The sequence below is a fragment of the Nitrospira sp. Nam74 genome, assembly GCF_965152615.1.
The window spans coordinates 1,041,826-1,058,573 of sequence record NZ_OZ224220.1 but is presented as its reverse complement, the minus strand read 5'-3'; the positions used below and the strand labels follow the sequence as shown (position 1 = coordinate 1,058,573).

Annotated in this window: 17 protein-coding genes; 12 read left to right on the top strand and 5 right to left on the bottom strand. The window is 55.3% G+C overall.

The window, feature by feature from the left end; all coding sequences use genetic code 11:
* The first annotated feature begins 125 nt into the window (after window positions 1–125).
* The 4 genes from ACWHYZ_RS05130 (at window position 126) to ACWHYZ_RS05115 (ending at window position 3,490) form a co-directional block, all read left to right on the top strand.
* Window positions 126–1,196, top strand: coding sequence for an aldo/keto reductase (locus tag ACWHYZ_RS05130; protein WP_447986212.1), 1,071 nt, complete (start codon window positions 126–128; stop codon window positions 1,194–1,196).
* Between the two features lie 327 nt (window positions 1,197–1,523).
* Window positions 1,524–2,015: a peptide-methionine (R)-S-oxide reductase MsrB gene (msrB, locus tag ACWHYZ_RS05125; protein WP_447986211.1), complete on the top strand. Its 492-nt coding sequence runs from the start codon at window positions 1,524–1,526 to the stop codon at window positions 2,013–2,015.
* Window positions 2,016–2,131: 116 nt separating this feature from the next.
* Complete coding sequence (locus ACWHYZ_RS05120; RefSeq protein ID WP_447986210.1) at window positions 2,132–2,779, top strand: outer membrane beta-barrel protein; 648 nt, start codon at window positions 2,132–2,134, stop codon at window positions 2,777–2,779.
* A gap of 9 nt (window positions 2,780–2,788) precedes the next feature.
* On the top strand, window positions 2,789–3,490 hold the full coding sequence (locus tag ACWHYZ_RS05115) for a Slp family lipoprotein (RefSeq protein ID WP_447986209.1): 702 nt from the start codon (window positions 2,789–2,791) through the stop codon (window positions 3,488–3,490).
* Between the two features lie 198 nt (window positions 3,491–3,688).
* On the opposite strand, the gene ACWHYZ_RS05110 is transcribed toward ACWHYZ_RS05115, so the two are convergent.
* On the bottom strand, window positions 3,689–4,207 hold the full coding sequence (locus tag ACWHYZ_RS05110; protein ID WP_447986208.1) for a DUF3015 family protein: 519 nt from the start codon (window positions 4,205–4,207) through the stop codon (window positions 3,689–3,691).
* A gap of 238 nt (window positions 4,208–4,445) precedes the next feature.
* On the opposite strand from ACWHYZ_RS05110, the gene ACWHYZ_RS05105 reads away from it, so the two are divergent.
* Complete coding sequence (locus ACWHYZ_RS05105) at window positions 4,446–4,589, top strand: hypothetical protein (RefSeq protein WP_447986207.1); 144 nt, start codon at window positions 4,446–4,448, stop codon at window positions 4,587–4,589.
* A gap of 8 nt (window positions 4,590–4,597) precedes the next feature.
* On the opposite strand, the gene ACWHYZ_RS05100 is transcribed toward ACWHYZ_RS05105, so the two are convergent.
* On the bottom strand, window positions 4,598–5,053 hold the full coding sequence (locus tag ACWHYZ_RS05100) for a hypothetical protein (protein ID WP_447986206.1): 456 nt from the start codon (window positions 5,051–5,053) through the stop codon (window positions 4,598–4,600).
* A 78-nt stretch (window positions 5,054–5,131) separates the two neighbouring features.
* Between ACWHYZ_RS05100 and ACWHYZ_RS05095 the strand changes: the two genes are divergently transcribed.
* Together ACWHYZ_RS05095 and ACWHYZ_RS05090 are read left to right on the top strand one after the other, a co-directional pair.
* Window positions 5,132–5,647: a metallophosphoesterase family protein gene (locus tag ACWHYZ_RS05095; protein ID WP_447986205.1), complete on the top strand. Its 516-nt coding sequence runs from the start codon at window positions 5,132–5,134 to the stop codon at window positions 5,645–5,647.
* 49 nt (window positions 5,648–5,696) lie between these two features.
* Window positions 5,697–6,098: a CoA-binding protein gene (locus tag ACWHYZ_RS05090; RefSeq protein ID WP_447986204.1), complete on the top strand. Its 402-nt coding sequence runs from the start codon at window positions 5,697–5,699 to the stop codon at window positions 6,096–6,098.
* Between the two features lie 83 nt (window positions 6,099–6,181).
* On the opposite strand, the gene ACWHYZ_RS05085 is transcribed toward ACWHYZ_RS05090, so the two are convergent.
* The gene (locus tag ACWHYZ_RS05085) at window positions 6,182–6,604 is read right to left on the bottom strand and encodes a glycine zipper family protein (protein WP_447986203.1); all 423 of its coding nucleotides are present in this window, start codon (window positions 6,602–6,604) and stop codon (window positions 6,182–6,184) included.
* Between the two features lie 188 nt (window positions 6,605–6,792).
* Here ACWHYZ_RS05085 and ACWHYZ_RS05080 point away from each other — a divergent pair, with 188 nt between their 5' ends.
* From ACWHYZ_RS05080 to ACWHYZ_RS05070, 3 genes are all read left to right on the top strand, one after another.
* On the top strand, window positions 6,793–6,969 hold the full coding sequence (locus tag ACWHYZ_RS05080) for a DUF1328 domain-containing protein (protein WP_447986202.1): 177 nt from the start codon (window positions 6,793–6,795) through the stop codon (window positions 6,967–6,969).
* 223 nt (window positions 6,970–7,192) lie between these two features.
* Window positions 7,193–7,531: a hypothetical protein gene (locus tag ACWHYZ_RS05075; protein WP_447986201.1), complete on the top strand. Its 339-nt coding sequence runs from the start codon at window positions 7,193–7,195 to the stop codon at window positions 7,529–7,531.
* 365 nt (window positions 7,532–7,896) lie between these two features.
* On the top strand, window positions 7,897–8,487 hold the full coding sequence (locus tag ACWHYZ_RS05070; protein WP_447986200.1) for a response regulator transcription factor: 591 nt from the start codon (window positions 7,897–7,899) through the stop codon (window positions 8,485–8,487).
* Window positions 8,488–8,808: 321 nt separating this feature from the next.
* Here ACWHYZ_RS05070 and ACWHYZ_RS05065 read toward each other — a convergent pair whose 3' ends face one another.
* Window positions 8,809–10,416: a peptide chain release factor 3 gene (locus tag ACWHYZ_RS05065; protein ID WP_447986199.1), complete on the bottom strand. Its 1,608-nt coding sequence runs from the start codon at window positions 10,414–10,416 to the stop codon at window positions 8,809–8,811.
* 301 nt (window positions 10,417–10,717) lie between these two features.
* Between ACWHYZ_RS05065 and ACWHYZ_RS05060 the strand changes: the two genes are divergently transcribed.
* A complete protein-coding gene (locus tag ACWHYZ_RS05060) occupies window positions 10,718–13,006 on the top strand; it encodes a tetratricopeptide repeat protein (RefSeq protein WP_447986198.1) in 2,289 nt (762 codons plus the stop codon).
* A complete protein-coding gene (locus tag ACWHYZ_RS05055; RefSeq protein WP_447986197.1) occupies window positions 13,003–14,823 on the top strand; it encodes a TIGR03790 family protein in 1,821 nt (606 codons plus the stop codon). Before ACWHYZ_RS05060 ends, ACWHYZ_RS05055 begins: the two co-directional genes overlap by 4 nt.
* A gap of 20 nt (window positions 14,824–14,843) precedes the next feature.
* Here the strand turns inward: ACWHYZ_RS05055 and ACWHYZ_RS05050 are convergent, their stop codons facing one another.
* A complete protein-coding gene (locus tag ACWHYZ_RS05050) occupies window positions 14,844–16,679 on the bottom strand; it encodes a tetratricopeptide repeat protein (protein ID WP_447986196.1) in 1,836 nt (611 codons plus the stop codon).
* Between the last annotated feature and the right edge of the window lie 69 nt (window positions 16,680–16,748).

Sequence of the window (16,748 nt, the reverse complement as noted above, 5' to 3'; positions counted from 1 at the left end):
ACGAATTCTGTCGGCCCTTCACCGACAGGAACAGTCCAAGAGGGAGGCTGGCCAAGCCTGCCTCCCTGAGCGAGGATCAACTGTGTTGCTCAAATGTGCAAATTGATTGGTGGCAAGGAGACGCCATGAAGCACAGGTCAGGCCATCGGAGTCCGCTTACCAGCTCCAATTCCGTCAACAGACGGGATCTTCTCAAAGCAATAGGCCTCGCCGGGTCCGCCATGGCACTGCAGGTCCCGTTCCAGCTTCTCCAGGCAGCGGATACGGTTCAGGAAGGGCTTTCAACTCCGCAAGTAAGCGACCAGATATCACGGCGTCCCTTAGGAACCACGGGAGTCGAAGTCTCGATCTTGGCCCTCGGCGGCGCCCACTTGAGCAAAGCCGGCAGCGAGCGAGACGCCATCCGCATCGTGCACGAAGCGATCGACGCCGGCCTGACCTTCATGGACAATGCCTGGGAATATCACGACGGGCGGAGTGAAGAACGGATGGGACGTGCACTTGAAGGCCGACGCCACAAGGCCTTCCTCATGACCAAAGTCTGCACACACGGCCGGGACAAGCGGGTGGCGATGCAACAACTGGAACAGTCGCTTCGGCGGTTACGGACCGACTACCTCGACCTCTGGCAGATCCACGAAGTCATTTACGAGGACGATCCCGATCGCCATTTTGCGCCTGGTGGCGCAGCAGAGGCACTCTTGGAAGCCAAGCACCAAGGGAAGGTTCGGTTCATCGGCTTCACGGGGCACAAAGATCCGGCGATCCATCTCAAGATGCTGAGCCATAAGTTTCCCTTCGATACGTGTCAGCTTCCACTGAATTGCTTCGACGCAACCTTCCAAAGTTTTGAGCGGGACGTGTTGCCGGCACTACATCGACTAGACATCGCTCCGCTTGGTATGAAGACAATGGGTGGAAATGGAGAGGCGATCAAACAAGGCATCGTCACGGCGGAGGAGTGCCTCCGTTACGCCTTGAGTCTCCCCATCGCGGCGGTCGTAAGCGGGATCGACTCGCTGGAGGTCCTTCGCCAGAATCTCGCCATTGCCCAGCGGTTCGTCCCCATGACCGCCGCCGAAATGGACACGCTCAGGGGCCGTGTTGCCCAGTATGCGGCCGATGGACGCTTCGAACTATACAAGAGTTCACGACGCTATGACGGTCCGGTGGGACGGGCGCAACATACGACCTAGGGGAGAACGCCGGCTTTTTTACTGGCATACACCGTGTTCGGCCCTCCGTCATACAGTCGCCACACTATCTCAAAGCACATCATAATATTCCGTATATTGTGGGCGCATGCTTACCGTCATCGGCGAACGCCCACGCTCAACCGCCTTGCACCGTTCATCCTAGTCACGAACCACGGTTGCCGATCCACCTGGCACCACTGGCTCACTTCATCATAAAATACATCGGATCCGCCTCGCTGTCCGTAGATCGGATGTTGTCGAAGACGATCCAGAACCATGTTGGGATGTAATCCGGAACATCATTGCCTTCAGAAAGGAGGCCCGGCCATGGATCGAAGGACGCTTCTCAAAATCAGTCTGGGAGTAGGCATGGGCCTCTTCGCCGGCTACATGGAGCTCTGGCCGGTCGTAGCAAAGGAGGGACGCATCGTGAAAGTGACCAAGACGGATGATGAATGGAAAAAGGTCCTCACCAAGGATCAATACTATGTGCTTCGGCAGGAAGGAACGGAGCGGGCCTTTACCAGCCATTATCACGAAAATCATGACCCAGGCGTCTATCAATGCGCAGGATGCGAGCTTCCGCTGTTTTCATCCGAGCACAAATTCGAGAGCGGAACCGGCTGGCCCAGCTTTTGGAAGCCGATCGAGGAGGCCGCGGTTGAGACGAAAACGGATCGGAAGTTCTTCATGACCAGAACGGAAGTGCATTGCGCCCGATGCGGCGGACATCAAGGCCACATTTTCGACGACGGCCCCCCGCCAACCGGGTTGCGCTATTGCATCAACGGGGTGGCGCTGAAATTCGTTCCGGCGTAACCAGTCTCGGTACCTGCACTGCGAAAGAAGGCATACGGCCTCGCGTCAGGGAAATGGCGCGCTCGATCTCCGTATCGACTGACACGATCCTCGCTGCTTGCACGGTAGAGTGAACGATGACACGAGGGATGCTCAGGGCTATCGGCCTCCTATGCGTCGCCGTATGTCTAGTAAGTGCGTGCCTTGTCCATGACGCATCGGGGGAATGGTATGTCGCCGGACAGTTTGGGGTGAACTTTGCGGATCGCCTCACTGATGTGAAAGGAACAAATGGATTTGCCGGTTCCAGTGCCCCTGACTTTGATTTGAGTAACTCATTCACGTACGGCGGCAAGCTCGGGTATTTTCCTGGGAATGGATGGTTCGGCGTTGAATTGGACGCCTTTCACACAACTCCGCACATCAAGAACCTCGATAACATCCCCGGCATCCACATGCGGGTGACCTCGGCAGGGGTCAATTTTATTGCACGATATCCGGGCGTGACCTTTCAACCCTATGCCGGAGTCGGGGCCGCTGCGATCATGGCACATATCAGTAACTCGCCGACGACGCAAAGCGATTCCGACGTCACGGGAGGACTGAATTTGCTGGCAGGGATTCGCGCTTTCGTCACGCCGTATGTCGCGATATTTACCGAGTACAAGGTGACGCAAGCCACACTCCGGTTCGATCAAGCATTCAGCGGCTTTGGGACGGCGGGTGGCTTTATGGGTGATTATCGAGCCCAGCAGCTCCTCGTCGGTGTGTCATACCACTTTTAAGATGTGAACATGGTTCATGCACGCCTCTTCATCGGACTCATTCAACTCTTGATCGTTTCTGCATGCGCCCAGTCGGCGCACCAGACAGGACGAGACCTTTTGGATCAGGTCCTACCCCCAGATGTTCGGCAACAGATCGATTCGACGGTGCGCTTTAGCGATCTCGAGGCTGCCCCATCTTCCTATGTAGGGCGAACAATCATGTTGAGCGGCATTGTGCTCAAAGCCAAGCGCGCCAAGGACCGGACTGAGATTGAAGTGCTTCAACTTCCCGCTGCGCCTGGAGGCTTGCCCTCCGGTGATCGGACCCGTTCAGAAGGTCGTTTTTTGGCCGTTGAAGGTAAGTTTCTCGATCCTGCGACGATTGAGCCGGGCACACCGGTAACCGTTGTTGGTGAAGTCAAAGGCAGTGTCGCGCGACCGCTGGACGAAAGCGAATACACCTATCCAGTCATCGAGATCACGCGGCTGATTGATTGGAACAAAAGCATGCCACAGTACGCTGGCGGAAGTGGATATCCGTATTACGGCGGCTACGGCGGCTACTATGGTGCCTACGCGCCCTTCTTTGGAGGAGGGTATGGATATGGGTACGGGTATGGATACCCCTTCTATGGTCCTTACTATCCTTTGCTGTTTGGCAATCCCGCGGCCGCGCCATCCTCGCCACCGCCCCAAAATCTCCCCCCGCAATTTAGGAAACGCGAGTAAGCTCTCGCGCCGTCGCATACGGGTGCTCTTCCCCCCTGGCAGAACGCGGGACGAGAGAAGTGCCCCCGTGATTAGTGCAGTGGCTATTCTGCCGGCACACTGAATTGTCAGACAGTGTGCCTGAAGCGGTGAATGTTCGATGCCCGCTATAGAGCCTCGGCCATAAATGAGGGTATCGGCTCCTCCTGCCGCCCGTTCCTAGGGTTTCTTTGGCAGTTCTGAAATTAACCGGTTCACCGACTCTACCGGTTCGATTCCGTCTCCATAGACGCTCGGGTACAGAGCTTGGGCAAAGGTGAAAAATCGTGCCTGCTCCTCCTGAGGCACGTGAGCCAGCGAGGCAAGCGAGGCAAGGTATTCCCCCTCCCCGCGCGCAATGTTCTCTTTCACGTTGTCATAGTTCAGTACGGTAAAGGCCATCACCTTGTATTCGGCCTTAAGCGTCCCATCAGCTGCAAACCATGAGCTGGGGGAGGTACTGGACGTAAAATTTTTGGTTGGCTCCGTGAGATCGGTCACCGCTTGGGAAGTCCCGTCGGTGAGTTCGCTCGACGCCCTGAAGGGCGCTTCACTGAGATCCGTGGTGGCTTGAAAGGGCGCCTTCGTCACATCAAGCGTCGGTTGTGTGACAAGAGGCTGTATCGCCCCACACCCGGATAGCAGACTCGTCAGTGCAGCAGCTGAAATAAAAGACCTACAATACGTGTTTGCCTTCATCGGTCACCTCCGTACTATCTAATTAAGCGTACGGAAGAGGTAAGCTGACTTCCCATCGGTGGTGCCGATATTTTTTGTCAGTTGAAGGCTGACGCTATGAGTGCCTTTCCTCAGCCTTGCATCTTCGGCAATTCGCGGTAGAGTATCTATGACATTGTGTGTCGCCTTGCCGTCGATGGTCAGCCTCTGGATGGGCAGCCTCTATTGATTGCGCATAACTCATACGGGGAGGTTTGTGATGCACACAGAGATCAAAGCCTGGTCCCTGTTATTGCTTACGCTGGCATTTTTCGCGATTTTGTGTGCCGCCGCGGCATTGAGCGCCGTCATGCAACCGGGTAAGTGGAGTGAGCGACAAGGAAGCGGTCAGGCGGGATTCTAACCCCGATATCAACGGTCATGTGGCGCCGCATGAATGCCCTCGACAATGATGGCCCCGGGCAACGAAGCGGGCATATCTAATTCTCCCAACCTCGCCCCGCCTTGCACAGACGGCTGCGATTGCACCCAGTAGCCATATTCACCAGGGGCTGAGAAACAGACACTCGCGGACGACCCTGGTGCGACTTTCGCCACCTCTTCGACGCCCCAAAAAAAAGAAAATCCCCGCTGACAGGAGAGTTCCTTTGGCCGATCCCGGCTAAAGTAGATCCAAACGGGTTTGTCTCGGACATTAAGCAACTGTACGGCATCTCCTGACTGTACCGTAATATCCCGCGGCGTTACCTGGCCATTGCTGATGCGCACGACGGCGGTTCGACCGGTTTGGCTCTCCCTTGGTAGCCCTGCACATGCCGAGAGTACCAGTAGGAGGCAGACAATGAGAGTCGTGACGAGTGAACGCATGTTCTTCTCCCCCCTTGTGGCCTAGAGCTGATTGAGCGGCCGGGCATCGCCTGCTAAACTACATGGCACGCGACATTCATGGCAGAACGTATAACCGTCTTGTGTGTGCCCATGTCTTCGACGCTCGGACTCATTTCCGACACGCACGGGCTCATCCGCCCGGAAGCGCTGGCCGCATTGCAGGGCTCCTCGGCTATCGTGCATGCGGGCGATATCGGCAGTGCATCGGTTCTCGATACGCTTCAACAGATCGCACCTGTCTATGCGGTTCGCGGAAACAATGATACGGCCGAATGGGCCGCGGCCATTCCACTCGCGACGGAGGTGACCATTGCAGGGATTTGCATCCATGTGCTGCACGATATCGCCGAACTGAAGATCGCCACTCCTAGGCAACCGGTTCGAGTCGTCGTAACCGGTCATTCCCATCGGCCCCGAATTGAGGAACGTGAGGGCATCCTATTCATTAATCCAGGCAGTGCCGGTCCCAGACGGTTTAGGCTTCCCGTGTCGGTTGCGAAGCTGGAGATTTGTGGCGACAAGCTAAGCGCAACTCTCATTGAACTCGATGTCCCGAAGCCATCATCTAAGTAGAGGGTGACGAGAGTCTGGAGGGGACATCCATGGATTTCGCCGTCCTCACATGATCCAATGCATCCTCGATTCATGTCGCACAATAGCCATCGTCGGCCTATCCGGGAATTCGTCCCGGCCGGCACACCGGGTGGCTGCCTACATGCAACAGCACGGTTATATTATTATTCCAATCAATCCCAATGAGCGGACCGTGCTTGGGGAGCGCGCGTATGACAGCTTGTCAAACTTCCCCAGAAAAGTCGACTTGGTCAGCGTCTTTCGGCGTTCCGATCAAGCAGGCGCGATCATAGATCAGGCCATTCAAATGGGTGCGCAAGCGATCTGGCTTCAGGAAGGAGTCATCGACGAGGCAGGGGCGAAACGGGCGCATGAGGCGGGACTGCTCGTCGTCATGGACCGTTGCTGGCTGAAGGAACATCGAGGGCTGTCTTCAACGGCGCCACGCTGACCAGTCACAATAGTCTCATCGTGGAATCTCTTGCGCAATTCGCTCTCGCGACCTCGAAGAGAACACTGACGAGCGATATGGGACTATTTCCAGCCGGCGACTTCATAACCCCGTTCACCCAGACATCGGTTCACAATATTCACATAGGCGGCATCCGGCTGGGATGGGCTGAAGAGGCCGCCAAGGAAACCGAAGACCGCTCCGCTTGCGGCTCCTATCGCGGCACCAGTCCCTGCCGATCCCACGATCGCTCCACCGACCGCACCGCTTGCCGCACCGGTCCCTGCTCCCATCGCCGTGTGACCTGCCACTGTGCCGCCTTTGCCCGATCCGGTTGAAGCGCCTGCCTCTTTCGCAATCTCGCGACAGTCCGCGATATCCTGCTTAGACGTCTCTTCGCCGACGGACTGAAGATGCGCATTGGGATAGAGAATGGGTCTGTGCGATGAGCAACCCATCAAGCCGAGCAGGCAGGCAATCACATAGACACCTCCAAACGTCCTCATTGGATCATCATAAATGAGGCGCCATACAAAACCTATCGGAGGACGCTGTACGAACAATCACCGTGTTCGGCTAACAAGTATCAAATCTTTGTCCTGTAAAGTCCTATCGTCGCGTCGTGCATTATGACGACACGGCGCCTCATGTCAGGCCGATAGCCGATGAGCGCGGCCGCTTGTAGAGTCAACTCATGCTTCGCTGGGCTGCCATTTTCTTTGTCATATCGATTATCGCCGCGCTCTTTGGCTTCGGCGGTATCGCGGAAGGTGCTGCAGAGATAGCAAAGGTACTCTTCTTCATTTTCTTGGCTATCTGCATCACATTCCTCGTGTTGGGTGTCTTCGCTGCGAACAAGTTGCGATCCTAGATGGGATTTTTGCTGAGCATCCAAGACACTACTTCCCGCCCGAGCTATACCACGTGTTCCTCCTATAAATTCATGCAGCCTTGGGCCTACGACTTTCGGGTGTCTGACCGCTCCTTCCGGTGAATGGTGGCGGATAGAGTGAACTGCTAGGGTCGAACCCAGTATGATAGACAGAACAAGGTCCCGCCCTTGGTAAGTGTGCTTAAGGACGAAAGGAAATCCGATGAATACAGATAACTGGATCGTGAAGAAAGCGGGTGGCGAGGAATTTGGCAGCATTCGAAAATTGATCATCGATTCGAACACGCGCGAACTATCCTACGCGGACGTCATGTTGGCCCAGACCAATGAGCTGGTTCGTCTCCCCTGGACGGAGCTGGACGTTCGCCATGAGGGCATTTTCTTGAAACCGACTCACCTGCCGGTAGAGAATGACGTGAATGCTCCGTCTCATCCCGGCTCGCTCGATGTACTCGACATCCCGATCAAGATGGCGGGCAAGATCGGGCACAGTCGCCGTGCCCTTTCCTCGTCCAGTACGTCGTCGAAACTTCAGGCATAAGGATCCTCAGCAAGCAGGAGCCCAACCACCGAGCTTTTGCTTCCATGCATCCTGAATCGGTTCTCCGGCGCATCGGTATCCATTCCTCTCTGATGTATCCAAATAGATATGTCGGCTTGTCACAGCACTTGATGCTATCTTTCCGGTCTTGTCCACGCCGTGACACTTTCAACCCATCCGCCCGCAATTGACGGGAAGCGGGATCTATTGTCTACCTATGTTGATGACACGCATGGTGATGTCAATCTTACAGCATTACACCAAATCTTTTTGTATACATAGGAACTCCTAAGTGATCCGGCAGATAACTTGCTCTGTCTGCTCACGTGAAACGACGTGGAGAAGACACTCATGGGAGGTGCAGCATGGTGCGGCAACAGGAATATAGCTCCGAGCTGACCGGATTGGCCTGTCTCCGTGAGGGGCCTGGCGTGATGATTTTAACCACGGGTGGTCAACTTCAATACATCAATCGGCGGAGCTGGGATCTTCTTCGGCTGATCAATGAAGCGACGTCTACGTATCCCTCCGGCGGCTTGCTGCCCGCGGAAGTTATGGAGATATGCCGGGAGATGCAGCATCTTCACGGGATCGGCTCACCTATCAAAGAATGGGAACAGGTCCAGATCAGACGCATGGCGGGAGGCCCTGAACAACCGGTCTTGCTGCGAGGATTTGGGTTACCCGGACAGGACGGAGATTGCGCCCGCGTGCTCATCATGATGGAAACCATCGCTAGAAGGGTCACGTCGACGCATCACGCGAAGGAACGGTTTCAACTCACTGAACGAGAGCATAGCGTGGTCGAGCGGTTAGCCAAGGGGTGGACCAACAAGGAAATTGCAGCGGAACTGAAGATCACCGAACCGACCGTCAAGGCTCATATCAGACACATCATGGACAAAACAAAATGCACCACTCGAACGGCAATTGTCGCACAAGTGCTGCACCCGTAACGCCAAGATCTACCCTCCCAAAGCTACCCGATGTGGCCGTGATCGTATTTATCCGAACGAAGGCCGAGTGCGTGCTTCTCGAAAGAGAACGTCGAGAGCCTCGTCATTCAACCGAGCCATTTTCTCCCCTTTTTATGGCGCTCGCCGGAGGTGAGTGAGAAACGGCGTCCGCTGAGCTTACGAAAACCCGCATGGCAGGGACACCATTAGCGTTGCAAAGGGCCGTGGCACTCGCCCAAAATTTTGTGTGACGGTTTGAAAGGAGAAGCTGTAGGCGCTGACAAGCGATGGAGGCTCAGCGAACAAGCGAAGACGGATACGTCACCCCATATCCTGCAGGCGATGGTCAGGGTTACGCTCCAGGGCAAACGTCTTCGACCGTTGAGTAGGAAAGAGCACGACGGGGCGATCGAGACGATCTTTCACAATCAGCGCGTCCATGGGCAGCCTGAAGGTCGCCGGATCGCCGATCAACCAGGCGCTACACTCAAACGGGAGCGGGGTCAGCACCGTCTCAACCCGATACTCTTGACGCAGACGATACTGCAACACGTCAAACTGCAATCGACCGACGGCCGCCACGAAGGAATCCAATTCGCTCAGGCTCCGCAGAATCTGCATCGTGCCTTCTTGCGCCATCTGCATCATACCCTTATCGAAGGCCTTGCGTTTCCCGACATCGGTCGGATGAATGCGGGCAAACATTTCAGGCTGAAACTGTGGAAGCGGCTTATAGTTGAAGCCATCGGTCAATGAAATCGTATCGCCGATGGCGAACGTGCCGGGATTGATGATGCCGATGATATCTCCAGGGTAGGCCACATCGACGGTGTTGCGCTCTTGGGCGACAAGGCTATGAGGACGCGACAGCCGCACATCTGACCCCGATCGATGATGCCTGACTACCATATCGCGCTCAAACCGACCGGAGCAGACTCTCAGGAAGGCCGTGCTGTCCCGATGCCGAGGATTCATGTTGGCTTGCAGCTTAAACACATAGGCGCTAAAGGGCGTCTCGATCGGATCGATGGCCAACTCTGTGCCGTCCGGCCCATCCGCGAGACGGACCTGAGCAGACGGGGCTAGTTCCACGAAGGCGTCGAAGAAGTTTTCGATGCCGAAGTTCGTCAAAGCCGACGCAAAGAAGACCGGCGTGACCTCGCCCCGCAAAAAACGCTCGCGTGAGAAGGGATTCCCGGCCACGTCCAATAATTCCAAATCATGCTCGACCTGATGCCGTATCTCTTCAGGAACCAGGGAGGCCGCTTCAGCTCCGTCGAACGGCACCTGGACCATCTGAGCTTTCGTCGATCCCCCGACACCGGTCTTGGAGAAGAGCAGCATCTGCCGAGTGGCGCGCTCGACCACGCCGGCAAAGTCGCTGCCCGAGCCGACAGGCCAATTGATCGCGCTCGCCTGGATGCCCAGCACGTCCTCCACTTCCGTCATCAGTTCGAGGGGTGGTCGCCCCGGCATATCCATCTTATTGACCAGCGTCAGCACAGGAATATTCCGTAACCGACAGACTTGGAACAGCTTACGGGTTTGCGCCTCGACACCTTTGGCGGCATCAATGACCATGATGGCGCTGTCTGCCGCCGTCAGCGTGCGATAGGTATCTTCTGAAAAGTCCTGGTGGCCGGGGGTATCCAGGACATTAATGACGGCATGCTTGTAGTAAAACTGCATCGCCGAGGCCGTAATGGAAATGCCTCGCTCCTGCTCCATCTCCATCCAATCGGACGCCGCAACCTTTCCGCCCTTACGTCCCCTCACCATACCGGCCGTCCGAATCATGCCGGAGTATAAGAGCAGTTTCTCAGTAAGCGTCGTTTTGCCGGCATCGGGATGGCTGATAATGGCGAACGTCCGCCGTCGACCCGCCTCAGCACGCAGTTCACCCTGCAATTGTGTCGCGATCTGTGCCATATTGAAGAAATCCTAGGATAAACAAACGGAAGTAAGATTCTCAGTCATTAGCTCTATTAGCAGTGATCTCAAGAGCGGTACGATTCTCCAAGACTGATAGCTGAGGCTTATTGCTGAAGGCTTCCTCCTCGACTTTCGTAGCATGCCACAACCTTTTCGAAGGATTGAATATTGTTGACCGGGTACGGATTATACCAGATAATTATGTGTTGCCACACTTAGCATGCTGACGGAGTGCCTGCTTCAGGCCAAGCTTAAGAGTGGGACAGGCCCCCGTGATACTTTTCAGTAGGAGGTTCCCATGCGCGTTCGCTCTCTAATCGCGGCGGTGTTGCTCGTCTCCATCGCTGCGGTCCCGTTTGTGAGCTGCGATCGATTTTCACCGGAAGCCAAAAAGGCCAAGCACCGGGAGCGCGGTCTGGCGTATTACGAGAAGGGACAATACCAGGAAGCGCTGATCGAATTAAAGAATGTCGTTCAAATCGATCCCAAAGATGCGGATGGTCACTATCGTCTCGCCTTGACCTATCTCAAGGTCGGCGGTCTTCCCAACCTCCAAGCCGCCTTTGGTGAATTAAGCAAGACGGTGGAACTGGATCAATCCAACCAGGATGCGCAGCTCAAGCTTGGCGAAATGTATCTCGTCAGCCAGCAGCCGGCGAAAGCACGGGAACATGCCGAAGTGGTGCTGGCGTCGACACCGCAAAACACGCAGGGGTTAATTCTGCACGGGCAAAGCCTTATCAGCGAAAAAGAATTTGAAAAAGGCATCGCCGAACTGAAGAAAGCCATCGAGTTAGACCCCAAGCACATCCCGACGTACCTGACGCTGGCGCAGGCCTATCTCCAGATGAAGAACGTCTCGGAAGCGGAACATGCTCTCGAGCAAGCTTTAGCAGCGGATCCAAAGTCCGTCGAGGCCATTGTCGCGATGGGAGACTTTAGACTGATCAGCGGCAAGCCGGATGAGGCGGAAGCACAGTACAAGCGCGCCCTTGAAATCGCTCCTGACAAGGACGCCCTCTACCTCAAACTAGCCGGCTATTATCAACTGGCTAATAAATGGGCGGAAGCGGAATCCACGTATCAGAAATTGGCCGCCGTCAAGCCAAAGGATGAAACGCCTCAACTGATTTTGGGAGAATTTTACAAGCAAATAGGCCAACGGGATAAGGCCCTCGCGAGCTTTCAGCAGGCGGCTCAATTGAACCCGTCGTCAAGCATCGCCCGCGATAAATTGATCGATCTGCATCTGGACATGGGCAAGCTGGATGAGGCGGACAAAGGCATACAAGCCATTTATGAAAAGAATAGGAAAGATCTGTCTGCGCGCTACTTGGATGCCAGGCTGCGTCTCGCCCGCGGCAAGGCCGATGAAACGATTGAGATTCTGCAAGGCGTCATCAAAGATGAGCCGCAACACGCCGGCGCACACCATATCCTCGGGTTGGCCTACGGTCAGAAAAATGACATCCCGCAAGCTCGACGCGAATTGACGGAAGCCGTGAAGTTAGCGCCTAATATGCGGGAAGCGCGCACCGCCTTGGCCACCATTCATTTGGCGGAAGGGTCTCCGGATCTTGCCATTGAACAGGCTCAAGCAGCGCTTCGTTTGAACGGACGGGATCTCGCGGCTGCGACGATTTTAGGTGATGCCTACCTCCGGAAGAACGAGATCGCGAAGGCGAAGCAAACCTTTGAGGCCATTGCGAAAGCATTGCCAAAAGAGCAAGTCAGTCGGTACCGCTTGGGCCTGATTGAACGCAGCGAGAAAAATGACGCGGGCGCTCTTGCGCATTTTGAAGAATCCTTGGCCATCAATCCACATGCGATCGAACCACTGGATCAGATTGCGACGATCAGGCTTGCTCAAGGCAAGCCGAAAGAGGCGAGAGAACGCGTGTTGAAGCAGATCGAAGCTTCTCCCAAGAATCCACTCTTCTATAATCTGCTTGGGAAAATCTGGTTGCAGACAAAGGACACCGCCCAAGCGGAAGCTGCCTATAAGAAGGCGATTGAGATTACGCCCGATCTTCCTCTCTCCTATACCAATCTGGGCGAACTCTATCTCGCGACGGGCAAGCAAGACCAAGCGGTGAAAGAATATGAGGCGGCGCTGGAAAAAAACCCGAAGCTCGTGGGCGCCCACATGATCTTAGGCATGATCCATGAGCGCAACAAAGAAGTAGACAAAGCCAAGGCCAAATACGAAGAAGTCCTCAAATTAAATCCAAAGTTCGGGCCGGCGGCAAATAATCTCGCCTACATCCTCGGGGAAGAGGGAACGAATCTCGATCAGGCGCTGACCTATGCGCAAACGGCTCGTGAGCAACAGCCGAACGATCCTAGTGTGGCCGATACGCTCGGCTGGATTTACTACAAGAAGAACGCGTATTTGAAGGCCAGCTCACTGCTGAGAGAGGCGGTCGAAAAGGCGCCCAATAATCCCATCATTCACTACCACTACGGGCTTGCACAGCAGAAAAACGGCGATCTGGCCGGTGCGAAGAAAAGCCTTCAGACGTCGCTGAAGTTGAGCGAAACCTTTCCCGGCGCCGAGGATGCCAAAAAGACGCTGAAGGAGTTGTGACGCGTTCGAAGCATCTTTCGCTGAGTCTCCTTGTTTGTGTCTGGGTCAGTACGGCGGTCAGCTCGGCATTTGGTGAGCTGACCGCTACCCACGTTGCCATCCTGGCAAATCGGAACAGTCCAGACAGCCTGGCTGTCGCCCGATATTACGCGACCCGCCGCGGCGTTCCTTCGACACACCTTCTTCAGCTCGATCTCCCCCCTCAAGACACGATCAGCCGAAAAGACTATGAAGAACGGCTGGTGGCGCCTGTCCGAGAGGCGCTGCAGTCCAAAGGACTCACCACGACAATCCGTGCATTGGTCACCACGTACGGAATGCCCTTACGTGTTGACGCGCCGCAACCGAATGAGTCTGAGCAGCGTTGGGTTCAGGAAGCCACGGAGCGGCAGCGTTTCGCACGAGGGTATCTCGCGCAAATTCCTGGATGGGCTAAACGCGTCGCGCCGGCTCATTCTACGGAAGGCACCCCTTCTGAACCGGACTTGAAGACAATAGAAAGCGATCAAAGCCTTCTGGACCATGTGAACCGAGCCATCGGTGATGCCATCACACGCGTGAAGCAAGCCGAAGCCAAGGAGTCACGCGACACAATAGCGAGGTGGAATCAGGAAATCGCTCGCATCATGGTCCAGGCTGGCGGAACTGCATCGCTGGTCCATCGCTTACAGGTAGAGCCGGCCGACCAACAGGCGAAAGCCAATCTGTCAAAGCTCCGCCAGGACATCGTCTCGGCACAAAACGTGGTCCGCGTCCTCACCGAGATCCCTTCGGACACAAATCGAAAAAAAGCCTACCAACTGACTGAACGCGTATTTGGCTTCGAAGGGATCCTTCGTCTGTCGACTGCAGAGATTGAGACCTATAGCTACAAGAATGGCGATGCCAGCGTCGATAGCGAACTGACCTTATTATGGTGGGATCGAGACCAGTATCGTGTCGCGGAAAGAATGGGGAACCCCCTGTTTCATGGAAGTCCATCGCTTGCCAATCCATCATCCTTCACGTTGCCGATCATCCTGGTAAGCCGGCTTGATGCGCCGACGCCACAACTGGCGATGGGTTTGGTTGATAAGACCATCGAGACCGAACAACAAGGCTTGACTGGAAACGCATACGTCGACTCGCGGGGCATACAACCAGATGGAACAGTAGGCTATGGGTATTACGACCAGGGGCTGCGTGATCTGGCTGATCTTTTACGGACGCGGACGCCCTATCCAGTCGTGCTCGAAGACACCGAACGGCGCTTCAGCCGGCGCGGAGAGGCCCCTGATGTAGCCATCTACGCCGGATGGTACAAACTTCGGTCCTATGAAGATGCCTTCACATTCAATCCTGGCGCGATCGGATACCATATCGCGTCGGGCGAAGCCGTCAGCATTCATGATCCGAAGGAACCGGGGTGGTGCAAGAACGCGCTCGAGCGAGGCATTACGGTCACACTCGGGCCGACCGGTGAGCCATACGTCGATGCATTCCCGCTTCCGAACGAGTTTGTTGCTCTGCTGTTAACCGGACGATACACGTTGGCGGAAGCATACGCCTTAACGACTCGCTACGTCAGTTGGCGCATGGTGCTGTTCGGAGATCCGCTATATAACCCCTGGCGGGGACGTGGATTCCTCACTGAAGAGGACACCGTGCTCAGGCATGTACGCCCGCAAGGTAACCCTACGATTGCTTCGTTCGCGCTACCGTTCAACGACCCAGTCAAGGCGAGGGAGGACCTGAAACGTCGACGAGACGCGGCATTAACGGAAGCCCATGCATTTATCGAGCAACTGAATCAGCAAAGCCGAAAACAGAAGCGTTAGGCTCCATCCCCGCCTGACAGTCAGGGATGCTTGGCTGAAGAGCTCCCATTGAGGCTTGCCAGCAGGCGTTTTGCTTCCCCTGCCTCCTTAAAACCGGTCGAGAGCGCCAACGCCTGCTCAAGTTCCTTCTTCGCCTCCTGCTTGTTTCCCAGCGCATGCTGCACGGCAGCAAGATGATAGCGTGAGACAGGATTCTTCGGGACAAGCGCGACGGATTTCTGAAGAGCCGTGAGTGCCTCCGCATGTTTTGCATCTTTAAATAAGACCCACCCCAACGTATCCAAAATCGCGGGATTCTCCGGGGACAGGGAGGCTGCTTTTTGAGCGAAGTCCAATGCCTGGTTGCGGTCGCCGTGTTCCAGTCGCAAGGCAGCTACATTATTCATCGCGAGAGCATGCTTCGGGTCTTGCGCCAGAATCTCCTGGTACAATGCGATAGCTTCTGTCGCACGCCCCGCATCCTGCATCAAGGCAGCGAGATAAAATTTATCCGGAACACTGTCTCCATGTAGTTTGACGATCTTCCGCGCGAAGGTAATCGCCTGGTCGTGCTCGCCTTTTCGGCTGTAGGCAATGCTCAGCGCCTTCAGAACCGGCGGATCGTTCGGCGAGAGCGCTTCGGCTTTCTTCAATTCGGTAATTGCCTGATCATATTTCCTAATCGATCCGTAAAACGTGCCCAGTCGATAGAGCGGATACGGCTCCCGGGAGAATGCGTCCACCATCGAACGATAGGTTTTTTCGGCTAACTCGTTTTGCTGACTCACTTGATACGCCGTGGCCAGCAGATCGTAGCTGTCCATGCTGGGATTATTAGCCTCGACCACCTTCTTATAGGCGGCAATGGCTTCCGGATACTTCTCCTGCTTGAGGTACACGGTTCCAATTCTTTTGTTAATTAAAACGGGAGTAGCGCTGAACTGCTGCGCCTGCCGGTATGATTCCAGTGCCTTCTCATACTGTCCCATGGCGAAAAACGTTTCCCCCATCTGGAATAAGCCGGTTGACCAGGATGGCTTGAGCTTCACAACCTTCTCCAGCTCTTTCAGTGAAGCCGCAAAATCGCCGTGCGCTCTATAAGCCACCCCCAGTGCCAGTGGCGCTCGCTCTGTTTGCGGCTCCAGCTTCGCAACGAGGTGATATTCATGCAACGCTTTCTCTGTTTTTTTGACGGCGAGATAGGCGTTCCCAAGAACCAGATGGCCGGTTGCATTCTTATTGTCTTCCGTGATGAGCGTCTCCAACAGGACAATGGCTTTATCAGGACGGTGCACTTGGTTGTACAGGCCTGCAAGATTCACCTTGATACCCGTATAGCCGATCGGTGTACCGACTAATCCCTTTTCATAATGATCGATCGCAGCACTGACCTTCCCCTCTTGTTCCAACAGGACGCCCAGTCTCTGGTGAGCGCGACTGTTGTCGGGCGAAAGTTCGACGGCCTTCAGAAATTGTTCTTTCGCTTTGGTGGAGTCACCTTGCGCGAGATACACGTCGCCGATCTTCGTGACAGCAGTGCTTTGCCGGGGATTGATGGCCACGGCTTCCTTGAGGTTCTTCAGTCCCTGCTCGACCTGCGTATCGAGGATCTGAGCGGCACCGAGCAACTCAAGAGCCGGCGCTGACTTCGGATTGGACTGCAGAAAGGTCTGAGCCATCTCGATGGCCGGCTTGTACTTGGCCGCATTCACGAGATCAAGGGCGTCAAGCAACACTCGTTCTCGTTCAGGAGAAAAGGCGGGAAGATCTCGTAAATCAAGAATGTGGCCGGTATCGGGCTCGCTTTGAGTGGAGACAGCCCACGCATTGGACACAAAAAGAAAAGCAAGGACGATCACCGGGACAAGGCTGAGCATGCTGAGCTCCTTTGTGTAGGCACACCTTAATATTGACTGAGGGGGATAGTAATTTCGCCTATTAAGTAT

What these genes read in the sequence shown, in the direction of transcription:
- ACWHYZ_RS05080 (WP_447986202.1), top strand. Translation starts at nt 6,793, where the DNA reads ATGCTTCGCTGGGCTGCCATTTTCTTTGTCATATCGATTATCGCCGCG.
- ACWHYZ_RS05130 (WP_447986212.1), top strand. Translation starts at nt 126, where the DNA reads ATGAAGCACAGGTCAGGCCATCGGAGTCCGCTTACCAGCTCCAATTCC.
- ACWHYZ_RS05065 (WP_447986199.1), bottom strand. Translation starts at nt 10,416, where the DNA reads ATGGCACAGATCGCGACACAATTGCAGGGTGAACTGCGTGCTGAGGCG.
- msrB (WP_447986211.1), top strand. Translation starts at nt 1,524, where the DNA reads ATGGATCGAAGGACGCTTCTCAAAATCAGTCTGGGAGTAGGCATGGGC.
- ACWHYZ_RS05100 (WP_447986206.1), bottom strand. Translation starts at nt 5,053, where the DNA reads ATGCGTTCACTCGTCACGACTCTCATTGTCTGCCTCCTACTGGTACTC.
- ACWHYZ_RS05110 (WP_447986208.1), bottom strand. Translation starts at nt 4,207, where the DNA reads ATGAAGGCAAACACGTATTGTAGGTCTTTTATTTCAGCTGCTGCACTG.
- ACWHYZ_RS05120 (WP_447986210.1), top strand. Translation starts at nt 2,132, where the DNA reads ATGACACGAGGGATGCTCAGGGCTATCGGCCTCCTATGCGTCGCCGTA.
- ACWHYZ_RS05105 (WP_447986207.1), top strand. Translation starts at nt 4,446, where the DNA reads ATGCACACAGAGATCAAAGCCTGGTCCCTGTTATTGCTTACGCTGGCA.
- ACWHYZ_RS05050 (WP_447986196.1), bottom strand. Translation starts at nt 16,679, where the DNA reads ATGCTCAGCCTTGTCCCGGTGATCGTCCTTGCTTTTCTTTTTGTGTCC.
- ACWHYZ_RS05095 (WP_447986205.1), top strand. Translation starts at nt 5,132, where the DNA reads ATGGCAGAACGTATAACCGTCTTGTGTGTGCCCATGTCTTCGACGCTC.
- ACWHYZ_RS05070 (WP_447986200.1), top strand. Translation starts at nt 7,897, where the DNA reads ATGGTGCGGCAACAGGAATATAGCTCCGAGCTGACCGGATTGGCCTGT.
- ACWHYZ_RS05090 (WP_447986204.1), top strand. Translation starts at nt 5,697, where the DNA reads ATGATCCAATGCATCCTCGATTCATGTCGCACAATAGCCATCGTCGGC.
- ACWHYZ_RS05115 (WP_447986209.1), top strand. Translation starts at nt 2,789, where the DNA reads ATGGTTCATGCACGCCTCTTCATCGGACTCATTCAACTCTTGATCGTT.
- ACWHYZ_RS05060 (WP_447986198.1), top strand. Translation starts at nt 10,718, where the DNA reads ATGCGCGTTCGCTCTCTAATCGCGGCGGTGTTGCTCGTCTCCATCGCT.
- ACWHYZ_RS05075 (WP_447986201.1), top strand. Translation starts at nt 7,193, where the DNA reads ATGAATACAGATAACTGGATCGTGAAGAAAGCGGGTGGCGAGGAATTT.
- ACWHYZ_RS05085 (WP_447986203.1), bottom strand. Translation starts at nt 6,604, where the DNA reads ATGAGGACGTTTGGAGGTGTCTATGTGATTGCCTGCCTGCTCGGCTTG.